Source organism: Caulobacter sp. GW821-FHT09A05, assembly GCF_059418465.1.
The window spans coordinates 250,645-264,534 of sequence record NZ_JBWKPX010000001.1 but is presented as its reverse complement, the minus strand read 5'-3'; the positions used below and the strand labels follow the sequence as shown (position 1 = coordinate 264,534).

At 69.8% G+C, this 13,890-nt stretch carries 12 protein-coding genes and 1 tRNA gene; 5 read left to right on the top strand and 8 right to left on the bottom strand.

From position 1 onward, the window contains the following. Positions 1–8: 8 nt before the first annotated feature. The 4 genes from AC07NX_RS01220 to AC07NX_RS01205 are packed head-to-tail and all read right to left on the bottom strand — an operon-like array spanning position 9 to position 4,417. The gene (locus AC07NX_RS01220; RefSeq protein ID WP_494638376.1) at positions 9–713 is read right to left on the bottom strand and encodes a DUF6250 domain-containing protein; all 705 of its coding nucleotides are present in this window, start codon (positions 711–713) and stop codon (positions 9–11) included. Next, positions 710–2,173, bottom strand: a complete 1,464-nt coding sequence (locus AC07NX_RS01215; RefSeq protein ID WP_494638375.1) for a rhamnogalacturonidase — start codon at positions 2,171–2,173, stop codon at positions 710–712. The genes AC07NX_RS01220 and AC07NX_RS01215 overlap by 4 nt, the downstream gene beginning before the upstream one ends. After that, complete coding sequence (locus AC07NX_RS01210) at positions 2,170–3,159, bottom strand: alpha/beta hydrolase (RefSeq protein WP_494638374.1); 990 nt, start codon at positions 3,157–3,159, stop codon at positions 2,170–2,172. The genes AC07NX_RS01215 and AC07NX_RS01210 overlap by 4 nt, the downstream gene beginning before the upstream one ends. Next, positions 3,149–4,417, bottom strand: a complete 1,269-nt coding sequence (locus AC07NX_RS01205) for a rhamnogalacturonan acetylesterase (RefSeq protein ID WP_494638372.1) — start codon at positions 4,415–4,417, stop codon at positions 3,149–3,151. Before AC07NX_RS01205 ends, AC07NX_RS01210 begins: the two co-directional genes overlap by 11 nt. 418 nt (positions 4,418–4,835) lie before the next feature. On the opposite strand from AC07NX_RS01205, the gene AC07NX_RS01200 reads away from it, so the two are divergent. Continuing rightward, on the top strand, positions 4,836–7,727 hold the full coding sequence (locus AC07NX_RS01200) for a TonB-dependent receptor (RefSeq protein WP_494638371.1): 2,892 nt from the start codon (positions 4,836–4,838) through the stop codon (positions 7,725–7,727). Between the two features lie 48 nt (positions 7,728–7,775). Here the strand turns inward: AC07NX_RS01200 and AC07NX_RS01195 are convergent, their stop codons facing one another. The 4 genes from AC07NX_RS01195 to AC07NX_RS01180 all read right to left on the bottom strand — a co-directional run bounded on the left by AC07NX_RS01195 (position 7,776) and on the right by AC07NX_RS01180 (position 11,120). Continuing rightward, positions 7,776–9,482, bottom strand: coding sequence for a GH39 family glycosyl hydrolase (locus tag AC07NX_RS01195; RefSeq protein ID WP_494638370.1), 1,707 nt, complete (start codon positions 9,480–9,482; stop codon positions 7,776–7,778). Positions 9,483–9,629: 147 nt separating this feature from the next. Next, positions 9,630–10,724: a 3-deoxy-7-phosphoheptulonate synthase gene (locus AC07NX_RS01190; protein WP_494638369.1), complete on the bottom strand. Its 1,095-nt coding sequence runs from the start codon at positions 10,722–10,724 to the stop codon at positions 9,630–9,632. Between the two features lie 96 nt (positions 10,725–10,820). Further along, positions 10,821–10,904 (bottom strand): hypothetical protein, encoded by an 84-nt coding sequence (locus tag AC07NX_RS01185; RefSeq protein ID WP_145688053.1) that lies wholly within the window; start codon positions 10,902–10,904, stop codon positions 10,821–10,823. A 141-nt stretch (positions 10,905–11,045) separates the two neighbouring features. After that, positions 11,046–11,120: transfer RNA gene (locus AC07NX_RS01180), tRNA-Thr, on the bottom strand. A gap of 54 nt (positions 11,121–11,174) precedes the next feature. Between AC07NX_RS01180 and AC07NX_RS01175 the strand changes: the two genes are divergently transcribed. The 4 genes from AC07NX_RS01175 (at position 11,175) to AC07NX_RS01160 (ending at position 13,768) form a co-directional block, all read left to right on the top strand. Further along, positions 11,175–11,378: a hypothetical protein gene (locus AC07NX_RS01175; RefSeq protein WP_494638367.1), complete on the top strand. Its 204-nt coding sequence runs from the start codon at positions 11,175–11,177 to the stop codon at positions 11,376–11,378. Positions 11,379–11,486: 108 nt separating this feature from the next. Then, positions 11,487–12,782, top strand: coding sequence for a UDP-N-acetylglucosamine 1-carboxyvinyltransferase (gene murA, locus AC07NX_RS01170; protein ID WP_494638366.1), 1,296 nt, complete (start codon positions 11,487–11,489; stop codon positions 12,780–12,782). Further along, positions 12,775–13,209, top strand: a complete 435-nt coding sequence (locus AC07NX_RS01165; protein WP_494638365.1) for a DUF2948 family protein — start codon at positions 12,775–12,777, stop codon at positions 13,207–13,209. The genes murA and AC07NX_RS01165 overlap by 8 nt, the downstream gene beginning before the upstream one ends. A gap of 106 nt (positions 13,210–13,315) precedes the next feature. Beyond that, positions 13,316–13,768 (top strand): MaoC family dehydratase, encoded by a 453-nt coding sequence (locus tag AC07NX_RS01160; protein WP_494638363.1) that lies wholly within the window; start codon positions 13,316–13,318, stop codon positions 13,766–13,768. Positions 13,769–13,890: the final 122 nt, after the last annotated feature.

Sequence of the window (13,890 nt, the reverse complement as noted above, 5' to 3'; positions counted from 1 at the left end):
TTGCGCCCCTACCGCCCCAGGGCGAACACCCGGAACCGCCGCACCCGCAGGTGGCTGAACGTGGTGCGCAGGCCGAACCAGCCGCGCGTATAGGGCGCGGCGTCGTTCAGTTCGAACAGCTGTCGGTCGTCGTTCCAGTACTGGATCCGCCCGCCGTCGGCGACCAGCCGCACGGTTTGCCAGCGGTTGGCAACCAGCATCTCGTCGGCCGCCGCGTGGTCGTGCTCGGGCAGCAGAGGCCGGTCGCCCGGGCGGCCGACATAGCGGCGAAAGCGCGTCGAGGTGTTCCCGTTGCCGCCCTGGCCCACATAGTAGGTCTTCAGGGTGTCGTACTCGGCGAAGGCGCCGGTGCGAGGCCTGGTCAGCGGGCTGCCGCCATCGGCGTCGCGGGCCATCCAGAAGGCGTTCAGGTCGCTGACCCGGTCGTTGGCCCCCCCGACCGAGACCGCCTGGGCTTGGTACTGGATCATGACGGGGCCGACCAGTTCGGGCCGGAACCACAGGGTCAGGCCGGCGGGGGTGTCGATGTCCAGCACGCCGTCCCGGACGATTACCTTGGCCGGCTTCTCGGCCTCCAGCGTCCATTGGTCCAGGCCGCGGCGGAAGTCGTCGGCGTGCAGGCGGCGCCCGGGCCGGGGCGGGCGGGAGGTGGCGGCGAGGGCGGGACCGGCGGCCAGGCCGGCGAGGCCGGCGAGGACGGCGCGACGGGTCATCGGGCTTCCTCCACCGCCTTCAGCCCGTCCAGCGCCACGCGCCGCGTCGATTGCAGCAGGATCGGCGGCCGGGGGTCGGGCCTGAGGGTCTCGATGCGGACATTGTCGAGGACCAACCCGTCCACGTGCCGGGCCCAGAGGCCGTGGGCGGGGGTGGGGCCGAACATGCTGGGTTCGGGATAGGCCTTCGCCATGTCGTCCGGACGCCGCTCGGCCCAGGCCGCCTCGCCGCCGCCGGCATAGACCAGGCGGATGTCGGTCAGCGCGACGTCCTCGATCGGATCGCCCTCCAGGCCGGCGATCGTCGCGGCGTAGTCGGGCAGGACGTCCCAGGCCGTCAGGTTGCGCACGCGGATCCGCCGCATCGCGCCGCGCCGCGTACCTTCCGGCCCGCGCGCCCGGTCGCCCAGGCGCAGGAACAGCGGGGCGGTGGTCACCTCGCGCATCACGATGTCGTGGATCGTCACGTCCTCGATGGTCCCGCCGTCGACCGTTTCGAGCGCCAGGCCCCGCGAACGGGTGAACACGCAGTCGCTGATGGTGATGTGGCGGAAGTCGCCGTTCGACTCGGTGCCCAGCTTGATCCGGCCGGTGACGCGGTCCTGGTCCGGCGCCAGCTGCTGGGTGCGGCCCTCCGTCCCGTCCAGCATCGTGCCCAGGTCAAAGCCGCTGACATGGCAACGGGTGATCTCGACCCGCTCGGTGGGCCGGATCTCGCCCAGGGCCAGCGAGCTCTTCAGCACGATGGCGTCGTCGTTGGGCGTGTTGACCCGGCAGTCGGCGATGGTCACGTCGCGGCAGCCGTCGATGTCGATCCCGTCGCGGTTGGTGTCGATCCGCAGCCGCGCGATCGTCAGGTGGTCGCAGCCGGTGGCCAGCACGGCGAAATGGCCGCCGCGCCGGATTGTCAAGCCTTCCAGCCGGATCCGGCGGGCGTTCTTCAGGGCGATGGCCTTGTTGCCCTGGCCGGCCATGGCTTTGAGGTCCGGAACGAGGATCGCCATCTCTTCGGCGGACAGGCCCGCCATGCTGACCGGGAACTCGCCGGCCTGGCGGGTCCAGCGCGAGCCGGGGCCTTCGCGGGTCAGGCCGGCGCCGTCGATCAGGCCCGGGCCGACGATGGCCACATTCTCGACGCCGTCGCCCCAGATCAGGCTGTTGCGCCAGTGGCTGTGGCCGAAGTCCTGGTAGAGGTCGAACAAATTGGGCTCGGCCGGGTCGTAGGCGCCGGCGTGGCGGGCCGGGTCGGCCGCCTCCAGCACGCAGCCCTCGTCCAGCCGCAGGGTGACGCCGCTCAGGAGGCGGATCGAGAACGACAGCCAACGTCCGGCCGGCAACACGACCTCGCCGCCGCCGGCCGCGTGGGCCGCCCGGATGGCGGCGTTGATCGCCTCGGTGTCCAGGGTCGCGCCGTCGCCTTTCGCGCCGAACGCCCGGACGTCGAGCGGCGCGCCGGTCATGCGTAGAGGCCGTGCCGTTTCAGGAAGGCGTCCAGCAGGGCGGGCCAGGGCATGGCGACGCCGGCCGGGCCGGTGAGGCCGAAGCCGTGGCCGCCGGACTCGAACACGTGCAGTTCGCTGGCGATCTTCCGGGCGCGCAGGGCCTGGAACATCATCAGGCTGTTCTCCATGGCCACCACCTTGTCGTCGGCCGCGGCGGCGATGAAGGTCGGCGGGGCGTCGGCGGGGATGTCGTGCTCGGCCGACACCGCCAGGCGCTGGGCTTCGGTAGGGTCGGTCCCCAGCAACGACTTCAGCGAGCTGCCATGGGCGTGGGGGGCGGTCATGGTGATGACCGGATAGAACAGGCCCGCCGCCGCCGGCCGGGTCGGCAGCCGGTCGGCCGCGTCGATCGGGGCGTAGGTCTGGACGCCGAAGCGCGTCGCCAGCCGCGCGGCCACGTGGCCGCCGGCCGAGAAGCCGGTCACGGCGATCCGCTCGGGGTCCAGGCCCCACTTGGCGGCGTTGGCGCGGATCAGGCGGATGGCGCGCTGGGCGTCCTGCAGGGCGACGTCCGGACCCGCCGCCCAGCCGTCGGCCGGCAGGCGGTAGTCCATGACGAAGGCGGTGACGCCCTGGTCGGCGATCCAGGCGTCGATCGGCCCGCCGGCCTTGCTGACCGCGACGCGGATATAGCCGCCGCCGGGGATCATCAGGATCGCCGCGCCGTTCGGCCTGGCGGGCCGCCGCATCATCAGCCAGGGCCTGGTGACGTTCAGGAAGGCGGTGTCGTTGGGATCGCCGCCCGGCTTGCGCTGGATCACCTGCTCGGTGACCGTGACCTTCTCGCCGCCGGGCGGCTTGCCGGGCCACAGGTCCATGACCTCGATGGCCGGGGCTGGGGCCGAAGCTGGGGCCCCCTGGGCGCGGGCCAGGTTGGGCGCGGCCAGGGCGAGGGCGCCCAGGCCCAGGAGCGCGCGGCGATCGGTTCCCGCTTCAGTTCCCACGAGGAGCCTCCGTGCTGTGGGCGGCGCTGGGCGCCAGGACGAAGCTGTCGGGCGAGGGGGGATGCGCCGGATCGAACGGCGGCAGGCCCTCGGCCAGGTGAGCGGCGAGGTCGGGGACCAGGGCCCGGATCCCGCTCACGACGCATTGCGCCAGCACATAGGCGCCGTAGTTGTTGTGGTGGGTGGCGTCCTTGCCGCCGTCGGCGAAGGCCTTCCAGGCGTTGTCGGGGCCCAGGGCCTCGTAGAGCGCGGCGCTCATGTCCAGCAGGTCGATGACCGGGACGCCGGTCTCGCGGCCCACGGCGCGCACGGCCTCGGGATAGTCGCCGTGGGTGTTGATGATCCTGCCGGCCGCGTCGAACTTGCGACGGTGCATCGAGGTCACCAGCACCGGCCTGGCCCCGCGCCGCCGGGCTTCGCCGATATAGGCCTTCAGATAGTCGCGATAGGTGGTGGCGGCCTCGACATAGGTCTGGGGCCACTGGATCTTCTGGTCGTTGTGGCCGAACTGGATCAGCAGCCAGTCGCCGGGCTTCATCCGGCTGAGCAGCTTGTCCAGGCGGTGCTCGAACAGGAACGACTTCAGGGTCTCGCCGGACTCCGCGTGGTTGGCGACCGAGACCTCGGGCTTGAAGAACCGGGGCAGCATCTGGCCCCAGCTGGCGCCGGGTTCGGAGCGCTGGTCGGTCACGGTGGAGTCGCCGGCTAGGTAGACGACGGGCACGGTCACGGGCTCGACCAGCAGGCGGCGCAGGGCCGGGGCCGGTCCGCAGAACTCCAGGGTCAGCTTGTCGTCCCAGTCGTAGGCGCCTTCCTCCCCGCGGTTGAGCAGCACCCGCACCCCGCCGGGAGCGTTGGTCGGCGGGGCCTTCAGGGCGGCGGTGCGGACATTGACGACGAACGCGGCGGTCGCGGTCCCGCCGGCCTTGGCGACGACCGGCTCGGCCATCAGGCGGCGGGACTCGGCCTTGACCGTGGTGTCGGACGCCGCCTTGCCGCCCAGTTCCACGGTCACGCGGTAGTCGCCCTCGGGCACGGCCAGCGAGAACAGGAACGGACCTCCCGCGGGCGACGGCTCGAAGCCGTGGCCGACGGCGGGGTGGTAGGCGGCGTCGCGGGCGACGCGGACGTATCCGGGGGCGGACTTGTCGTCGCCGAAGTCGAAGGCCCAGCCCTGCATCGGTTTCTCCGCCTCCGCCGCCCAGCTCGCGGCCGGCGCGAGGGCGAGGGCGGCCAGGACCGCGCGTCTATGCCACATCAAGGCCTGGCCTCCCTCCGCGATCTGTGTCGCACCGCGTTGATCCTACGAATATCGGCCGTCCCGTCTCGAGGCAACGGATTTCATATTGCGAGATCAAGTCCCGTAAAATGGAATTGACTGTCCGGCGACCGGCAGGGTCGGGATGGCGGGACTCAGGCCCGGGGCGCTGGGCCCGCGCCTGGCTTGGTCGTCGTCGATCGCCGGCGGAGCCGCGAGGGCGGACCGTGACTTTGGTAGCCGTCGTTCGCTGAACGAATATTTCAAAACGGTTGCAATTCAACCTATCGGATTTATCTTATCGATAAAATGAGAGCGCGTCCCAATAAATGGGATTTGCTCCGGATCGGGACCGGACGAACCGGCCTGTGGGGAAACGCGAGGCCGGCATGGGCCGGGCCTCCACGAGGAGGAATTGATGTCCGACCGTCGCATTCAGCGCTGGAGCACGGGTTGCTCGGCGCTCGCCCTGGCCTTGGCCGGCGTCCTGGCCGCCGGCGCCGCCAACGCCCAGACCACGCCCGTACCGGACAACACCGTCGAGGAAGTGGTGGTCACCGGCTTCCGCGAAAGCCTCAAGAGCGCCCTGAACGTCAAGCGCCAGTCCTCGGGCGTGGTCGACGCCATCAAGGCCGAGGACATCGCCGACTTCCCCGACGCCAACCTGGCCGAATCGATCCAGCGGGTGCCGGGCGTGTCGATCACCCGCGTGGCCGGCGAAGGGCGCACGATCACCGTCCGCGGCCTGCCGCCGACCTTCACCCGGGTGCGCATCAACGGCATGGAGGCCCAGTCGACCAGCGGGGCCACCACCAGCGACCGCGGCGCCAACCTGGGCCGGGGCTTCGACTTCAACACCTTCGCCTCGGAGCTGTTCAGCGGCATCACGGTGCGCAAGACGGCCCAGGCCGAGGTCATCGAGGGCTCGCTGGGCGCGACCGTCGACCTGGAGACCGCCAAGCCGCTGGACCACAGGGGCCTGACCTTCGTGCTGGGCGCCTCGGCCGGCTACAACGACCTGGCCAAGAACGTCGATCCCAAGTTCACCGCCGTGGTCGGCAACAGCTGGGACACCCGCTGGGGCGAGTTCGGGGCCCAGGCCTCGCTGGCCTACAGCAAGCGCAAGTTCCTCGAGGACCAGTGGGGCTCGGGCGGCTGGAACCCGGCCACCGTCGACGGCGGCTTCTGCACGCCGGTCGGGGTCACGCCACAGAACCCGGCCACCAACGCCACGAACGGCGCCGACGCGGCCAACTGCGCCACCGGCGTGGTCCGGCCGCCGGCCGGCGACCCGGTCTACGCCCAGGCCAACCGCTCGACCGTGTTCTTCCCGCGCCTGCCGCGCTACGGCCGCTTCCACCACGACCAGGAGCGCACCGGCGCCACCCTGGCCCTGCAGTGGAAGCCCACCTCGCGGACCTCGCTCAGCTTCGACGCCCTCTATTCGGACTACGACGTCAAGCGCGAGGAGAACTGGCTGGAAGGCTTCTCGTTCGCCCGCGCCATCAGCCAGAACGGCAAGCCGCAGACGGCCGTGCGCGAGCTGATCCTGCGCGATGCGGGGACCAGCCACACTGCCGGCGTCAATTTCGGCCAGACGGTCTACGACGTCGACTACGCGCGCTTCGACGGCGTCGACATCCGCTCCGACACCCAGCACGACGAGTTCGAAAACGTCTTCCAGCAATACACCCTGGCCGGCACGCACGAACTGACCGACCGCCTGAAGGTGACGGGGCTGATCGGCTACTCCAAGTCCGACTACGACCAGCCGATGACCACCACGATCATGTTCCAGCGTCCTAACGCCGGCATGACCATCGACTTCCGCAACAACCGCGACCAGCCGATCATCAAGCACGATTTCGACGTGACCAACGCGGCGCTCTACAGCTTCGGCGCGCCCAACGCCGAGGTGCGGCTGCAGCAGATCTACACGACCAACATCTACAAGACCGCCGAGGTGAACCTGGCCTGGGCCTATGACGACGACCTGACGATCAAGGTCGGCGGCCACTATGACGAGTTCTCGTTCGACACCTCGGCCAAGCAGCGGTCGAACAACTTCCTGGTCCCGACCCTGAGCACGGCCGAACTCCAGGCGGTGACCAAGGTGGTGTCCGGCTTCGGCGGCCACGGCATCGACGACGGCGTGTTCCCCAGCAGCTGGGCGACCATCGACTACGACAAGTTCGTCGCCAGCCAGAACCTCTACAGCGAGACCGGCATGTACGCCCTGGTCCCGAACTACGGCGGCATCCGGCGCGTCGACGAGAAGGTGGCCTCGGCCTATCTGCAGGCCGACCTGAAGACCATGATCGGCGGCCTGCCGGTGCGCGGCGACATCGGCTTCCGCTTCGCCCAGACCGAGCTGCAGTCGCGCGGCTACCAGATCGGCCTGACGCCGCAGCAGGTGACGGCCGAGAACAAGTATCACGACGTCCTGCCGTCGTTTAACGTCGCGGTCGACGTGCGCGAGAACCTGGTCCTGCGCTTCTCCGGGGCCAAGGTCGTCTCGCGCCCGGATCTGGGCTTCCTGACCCCGGGCGGCAGCCTGAACCTGACCGGCACGCCGTCGATCACCTCGGGCAATCCGGACCTGGATCCCATCCGCGCGACGACGGCCGACTTCGGCGCGGAGTGGTACTTCGCTCCGGGCGCGCTGCTGGGCGTCGGTGTCTTCTACAAGGACATCGCCACCTATGTTCAGAACCAGTCCCAGCAGATGACCTTCCGCCAGACGGGCCTGCCGATGTCGCTGCTGGGCACGTCGGGCGTGGATCCGGACAACACCCCGATCACCGTCACCCGGCCGGTCAACACGCCGGGCGGCCCGCTCAAGGGCTTCGAGATCAACTACCAGCAGAACTTCACGTTCCTGCCCGGCCCGCTGCGCCATACCGGCGCTCTGGTCAACTACACCTATGTCGACTCCCAGATTGACTACTTCCTGGCGGCCGGCGGGGTGACGACCAACGACCTGGTGGGCCTGTCCAAGCACGCCTACAACGCCACGCTCTTCTACGAGGACGAGAAGTTCAGCGCCCGGATCTCGGCCGCCTATCGCGACAAGTCGATCGTCGCCCTGCCGGCCAACAACCCGCTGCAGGACCTGGAAGGCTACGACAAGAACCTGACCTTCGACCTGGCGGCGTCCTACCAGATCAACGAGAACTTCAAGCTCTCGCTGGAGGGGCTGAACATCTTCGACCGGTTCAATCGCCAGTTCATCGATTCCGACCGCGACAGCACCTTCGTCTACACCCACACCGGACGGCAGTGGAATCTGGGGCTGCAGTACAAGTTCTAGATCGAGGGAGAGGCCGGCCGCGACGACGACGCGGCCGGCGGTCTCTGGCTATCGAGGCTTGGTCTTCTCCAGCACCAGCAGGGAGACGCCCTGCCGCGGCAGCTGGAAGGTCAGGGTCAGGCCGTCCTTGCCGCGCACCGGCGGCGGGGCGTCGATCGCGGCCAGGCCGCTGGCCCGCTCCAGGGCGTCGTACTGGGCCTTGCTGGGGGCCATGGGCGAGCCCATCCGCCGCCAGGCGCCGTAGACGTTGCCGTGCGTCTCGTCGACCCGGTAGTGGACCAGCCTGGCGCCGGCGAAGGCGCGGGGCAGGTTCTTGAGGACCAGGCTGACGTCGGCGGCCGGGCCGGGCACGTCGTCGTCGTGATAGTTCCAGACCATGACCGCCAGGCGATCGGGACCCAGGCTGGCCAGGGTCCCGACGTCGGGGCGTCCGCGCACCCCCTGGGCGACGATCTCGTCCAGCGGGATCTGCCCCGAACTGACCGCCCGCAGCCGCTCGGGCCCCATCAGGCTGAACATCCGGAACACGTTGAGCACCGCCAGGTCCAGGCCGTTGCTGGACAGCTGGCGGAAGCCGGCGAAATAGGGCTGGTCCTCGAACTCGAACGCCCAGGTCAGGGCCCCGTCCAGGGTCACGCCATGCCGCGCCGCCAGGTCGTGCTCGCGGGCGAAGCTGGCGGCGGTGTAGCTGGAATAGACCGTGCCGTTGCGATAGCCGAAGCTGGGGCCCTGGCAGGCGGCGCAGCCTTCCGGATCGGACTCGCCGATCACGATGGGCTTGGCCTTCAGGGCCGGCCGCGCGGCGATCATCGAAAAGCCCTTGTCGATGCCGGCCAGCTGGTTGGCGATGCCCATGCGGATATGGCCGTCGATGAAGGTCGGCGAGCCCTTGGCGTGGAAGGCCAGGAAGTCGGTCGGCGTGCCCTTCTGGCCGGTCGCGTAATTGGTCCCGTCGGTCAGGTGGGTGAGGAAGTCCTCCATGAACTGGCCGCCGCTGCCGGCCACGTCCGGCCCCCCGACCTTGGCGGTGGGCAGGGCCCGCCGCACCCCGGCGATCGCATAGTCGTGCAGCTTGTGGAACTCCTGCGGCGTGCCCTTCCAGTAGGCGGGGCCGTTGGGTTCGTTCCAGACCTCGAAATACCAGGTCTCGACCTCGGCCTGGCCGTAGCGTTCGACGCAGTGGCGCACCCACTGGTAGGCCAGCTCCGACCACTTGTCGTAGTCCTTGGGCGGATAGCCCCAGCCGCCGCTGATCAGGTTGTAGTCGAAGCCCGGCCGCCAGGCGTGCTGGTAGGGCTCGGGATGGGTCGAGAGGGCCTGGGGCATGAAGCCGATCTGGACATAGGGCCGGACCCCTTTTGCCAGGTAGGTGTCGAACAGCCTGTCGAGGATGGTCCAGTCGTAGATCGGGCGTCCGTTGGCGTCCTCGGTGTAGACATTGGTGCTGCCCCACTTCAGGGCCGGCGTCCCGTCGCCGGTGTTCAGCAGGTTGTGGGTGCGGAAATAGACGGCCTTGGGCTTGAGCGCGCCCAGGTGGCCCAGCAGCTTGCGGCCGTCCTTCATGGTCGCGTAGTTCGGCTCGTCGGCGCCGAAGAACCGCCAGATCGGCCGCAGCTCGCCCACCGGCTGGGCGGCGTCGACGGTGATCGAGACCGGGATGTCGGCGGGCGGCGCCTGGGCGAGGGCCGACGAACCCGCGAGCCAGCCCGCGAGCCAGAAAGCGGCGAACAAGCCCGCGCCGACACCGTTCCGCATGACGTCATCCCCCATGGCCAGCGCCTGCCGCGCGCCTTTGCGTCATGGGTAACATGGATCGCGGAACGGGCGAGTCTAATTGTAGGACAATAGTCCCGAGGGGGCGAGCGGCGGGATGCTCCGGAGCGTCCCGCCGTTCCGCGGCGCCTAGGACTTCGCCGCTTGCCGCCCGGCCCGCACCGCCGCGGCCAGGTCGTCGAGCATCCGCACCGAGGTGTCCCAGTCGATGCAGGCGTCGGTGACCGACTGGCCATAGGTCAGGGGCTGGCCCGGCACGATGTCCTGGCGGCCGGCGACTAGGTTGCTCTCGATCATCACCCCCAGGATCGGCGCGCGCCCGGTCGCCACCTGGGCGCAGAGGTCGGCGACGACGGCGGGCTGGTTCTCGTGGTTCTTGCCGCTGTTGGCGTGGCTGGCGTCGACCATGATCCGCGGCGGCAGGCCGGCCTTGACCAGGGCCTGCGCCACCGCCGCGACGCTGGCGGCGTCGTAGTTGGGCGTCTTGCCCCCGCGCAGCACGACATGGCTGTCGGCGTTGCCGGTGGTGGTGGCGATGGCGGCGCGGCCCTCCTTGGTCACGGCCAGGAAATGGTGCGGCTGGGCGGCGGCCAGCACCGCGTCGATGGCCACCTTGACGTCGCCATTGGTGCCGTTCTTGAAGCCGACGGGGCAGGACAGGCCCGAGGCCATCTCGCGGTGGATCTGGCTTTCGGTGGTGCGGGCCCCGATCGCGCCCCAGGCCACCAGGTCGGCGATATATTGCGGGGTGGTGACGTCCAGGAACTCGCAGGCCGCCGGCAGGCCCTGGGCGCTGACGTCCAGCAGCACTCGCCGCGCCAGCCGCAGGCCCTCGTTGATCCGGAAGCCGCCGTCCAGGTCCGGGTCGTTGATCAGGCCCTTCCAGCCGACCGTGGTGCGCGGCTTCTCGAAATAGACCCGCATGACCACTTCCAGCTCGCCGGCGTGACGCTCGCGCTCGACGGCCAGGCGGCGGGCGTAATCGAGGGCGGCCTTGGGGTCGTGGATCGAGCACGGCCCGATCACCACCACCAGGCGGTCGTCGCGGCCGTGCAGGATCTGGTGGACGGCGTGGCGGGCGTCGCCGACCACCTCGGCGATCGACGAGGTCGCCGGCGCCTCGCCGATCACCTGGGCGGGCGGGCTGAGGGTCTGGAGGCGCGAGATGCGCAGGTCGTCGGTGGGGACGGGGATCGAGGCGAGATGGGCAGTCGAGGCGGGCATGGTGTCACTCCGGGAAATCTGGGCGTCCGGAGCGGCCATGAAAAAAGCCGCCCGGGGAACCCCTGGCGGCTGGTGAAGACGTTCGCGGCTCTGAAGTCAGGCCGAACGATCCCCTCCCGGCGCCAGAGGCGTCGGATAGCTAAAATACCAAAACAGCTGTTGGCTGGCGGCGAGGATCATGACGCCATCCTAGGGGCAAGTTCGCCGCCTGTCACGCCCCTACCGCGCGAGAGGAAAAGAGCCTCGACGCGACGCGCTATCGATATCCAGAAAATGTCGGGAAGTGGTCGGGGCCCAAAGCCAAGTCGCTTTGGGCCCCGATGGTGCCGCCGGGCAGGATTGAACTGCCGACCTCAGCCTTACCAAGGATGCGCTCTACCACTGAGCTACGGCGGCGAAGAGGAGGGGGCGTATAGCGAACCAAACGCCGTTGGCAAAGACAAAATCGTCTTGACCGATCGTCGCAGCGCTTTCACCTGTGGAAAGATGAGCCGGAACCCCAAGTCCCACAACGAAAAAGCCGAGCGCGAAGCGCGGCTGGCCCAGGCGCTGCGCACCAATCTCCGCCGCAGGAAAGCCGCGCCGGCCGCCGCGGCCAAGCCGGAATCATCGGGTTCGGACGGCGAAACCCGTTCCGATAAGCAGGAGTCTTGAGGAATCGGCGCCCCCCCTTGCGCGGGCCCTTGCAACCGCTAGAACCGCCCCTTCACATGTGACCGCGCGGCGACATCCCCCGACGGCCCGCGCGACGAGGGACTTTCATTGGATCGCATCGCCATCACCGGCGGCGCGCAGCTGAACGGGATCATCCCGGTGAGCGGCGCCAAGAACTCGGCCATCAAGCTGATGGCGGCCAGCCTGCTGACCGACCAGCCGCTGCGCCTGACCAACATGCCGCGCCTGGCCGACACCCGGTTCCTGGGCAAGCTGCTGACGCGCCTGGGCGCGCAGGTCGACGAGCGCGAGGGGCCGGACGGTTCGGAGACGGTGCTGCACGCGCCGGAGATCACCAGCGGCTTTGCGCCCTATGACCTGGTCCGCCAGATGCGCGCCTCGTTCAACGTCCTGGGCCCGCTGATCGCCCGCACCGGCCAGGCCAAGGTCAGCCTGCCCGGCGGCTGCACCATCGGCGCGCGGCCCGTCGACCTGCACCTGCAGGCCCTGGAGGCCCTGGGCGCCAAGATCGACCTGCACGAGGGCTATGTCTACGCCCAGGCCCCGCGCGGCCTGAAGGGCGCGGAAATCACCTTCCCGTTCGTCTCGGTGGGCGCCACCGAGCACGCCATGCTGGCCGCCGTGCTGGCCGACGGCGTCACGGTGATCAAGAACGCCGCCTGCGAGCCCGAACTGCTGGACCTGCAGATCTGCCTGAACGCCATGGGGGCCAAGGTGGAAGGGGCGGGAACCCCGACCATCACCATCACCGGGGTCGCCAAGCTGCACGGCGCGACCCATTCGGTGATCCCCGACCGGATCGAGATGGGCACCTACGCCGTGGCCGCGGCCATGGCCGGCGGCGAGGTCCAGCTGACCCGCGCCCGTCCCGAGCTGATCGACAGCCTGCTGGTCAAGCTGGAGGAGGCCGGCTGCGGCGTCATCCGCACCGAGGACGGCGTGGTGATCCGGCGCAACGGCCACCGGCTGGAGGCCGTCAATGTCGAGACCCAGCCCTATCCGGGTTTCGCCACCGACCTGCAGGCCCAGTTCATGGCCCTGATGACCACGGCCAAGGGCGAGAGCCACATCCGCGAGACCATCTTCGAGAACCGCTTCATGCACGCCCCCGAGCTGATGCGCCTGGGCGCCGACATCTCGGTGTCGGGCGGTGAGGCCCGCGTGCGCGGCGTCGAACGGCTGGAAGGCGCCGAGGTGATGGCCACCGACCTGCGCGCCTCGGTCAGCCTGGTGATCGCCGGCCTGGTGGCGCGCGGCGAGACCACCGTTAGCCGCATCTACCACCTGGACCGCGGCTTCGAGCGGCTGGAAGAAAAGCTGGGCGCCTGCGGGGCCCAGGTGCGCCGGATCAAGGGCGACAGCGAGGGCGACCTGGATGGCTGACGCCGCGCCCCTGAAACTCCTGGCCCAGGACGCCGACGACCTGGCGGTGATCTCGGCCGCCCTGCAGGACGCGGTGGCCAAGATCGGCGACATCCGCTGGGACGCCTCCGCGCGGACCCTGACCCTGGCCTGCAACCGCTTCCGCTGGGAAGCGGGCGGCAAGAAGCGGGGGCAGCGCGTCCGCTCGGCCCTGCAACTGGGCGACGTCACCGGCGTCCAGGCCCGCAAGCTGCGTCGCGACGCCAAGGGCGCGGTGGTCGAGCTGCTGTCGGTGGCCTTCGAGCCGGCCGAGGCGCCGGGCGGCGCGGTGCTGCTGACCTTCGCCGGCGGCGGCGACCTGAAGGTCGCCGTCGACTGCCTGGACGTGATCCTGGCCGACGTCTCGGAAGCCTGGTCGACGCCGCGCCGGCCGGGGCACGCGGAATAGGCGGGCTCGTCGTCGTCTCGCGCCGGGCGGCCGACGCCCGCTCCGCCGGCCGACGCCCGATGCATTTTCACTAGCCACGGCGCGGCATCGCGGCTAACGGCCGGGAATGATCGAACCTCATCCCTCCGGCGGCTATATCCTCGAAGAGCTGGCCGTCGGCATGGTCGCCGAAAAGCACGTCCCCATCACCGAGGAACGCATCCAGCGGTTCGCCGAGGCTTCGGACGACTTCAACCCGGTGCACATGGACGAGGCCTTCGCCTCCAGGACCGCCTATCGCGGCCGGATCGCGCATGGCCTGCTGTCGGCCTCGTTCGGCTCGGCGGTGGTCGGCACGATCCTGCCGGGCGCTGGCGCGATTTACCTGACCCAGAGCCTGGCCTTCCACCGGCCGGTGCGGATCGGCGACGTCGTGACCGCCCGCGTCACGGTCGCGGCCGTCGACGAGGCCAGCGCGCGGGTCACCCTGCGCTGCGAAGGCCTGGTCGGCGACGACCTGGTCATGGACGGCGAGGCCGTCGTCCGCGTCCCGCGCCGTCGCCGGCCCGCCAAGGCCTGACGGGCTTCGGTCACGCGCGGCGCGTTCTGGCCGCCAGCCTCGCCCGCGATCATGGTTAATGCGCCCTTAACCCTGATCGCGCCTTGTGTTCCGGTGTTTCAGGCCTGTCGCGATTCGTAATC

Bases quoted from the DNA above. Each gene is read 5' to 3' on its own strand.
- AC07NX_RS01220 (WP_494638376.1), bottom strand. From the start codon at position 713: ATGACCCGTCGCGCCGTCCTCGCCGGCCTCGCCGGCCTGGCCGCCGGT.
- AC07NX_RS01215 (WP_494638375.1), bottom strand. From the start codon at position 2,173: ATGACCGGCGCGCCGCTCGACGTCCGGGCGTTCGGCGCGAAAGGCGAC.
- AC07NX_RS01205 (WP_494638372.1), bottom strand. From the start codon at position 4,417: ATGTGGCATAGACGCGCGGTCCTGGCCGCCCTCGCCCTCGCGCCGGCC.
- AC07NX_RS01200 (WP_494638371.1), top strand. From the start codon at position 4,836: ATGTCCGACCGTCGCATTCAGCGCTGGAGCACGGGTTGCTCGGCGCTC.
- AC07NX_RS01195 (WP_494638370.1), bottom strand. From the start codon at position 9,482: ATGCGGAACGGTGTCGGCGCGGGCTTGTTCGCCGCTTTCTGGCTCGCG.
- AC07NX_RS01190 (WP_494638369.1), bottom strand. From the start codon at position 10,724: ATGCCCGCCTCGACTGCCCATCTCGCCTCGATCCCCGTCCCCACCGAC.
- AC07NX_RS01185 (WP_145688053.1), bottom strand. From the start codon at position 10,904: ATGATCCTCGCCGCCAGCCAACAGCTGTTTTGGTATTTTAGCTATCCG.
- AC07NX_RS01165 (WP_494638365.1), top strand. From the start codon at position 12,775: ATGGCTGACGCCGCGCCCCTGAAACTCCTGGCCCAGGACGCCGACGAC.
- AC07NX_RS01160 (WP_494638363.1), top strand. From the start codon at position 13,316: ATGATCGAACCTCATCCCTCCGGCGGCTATATCCTCGAAGAGCTGGCC.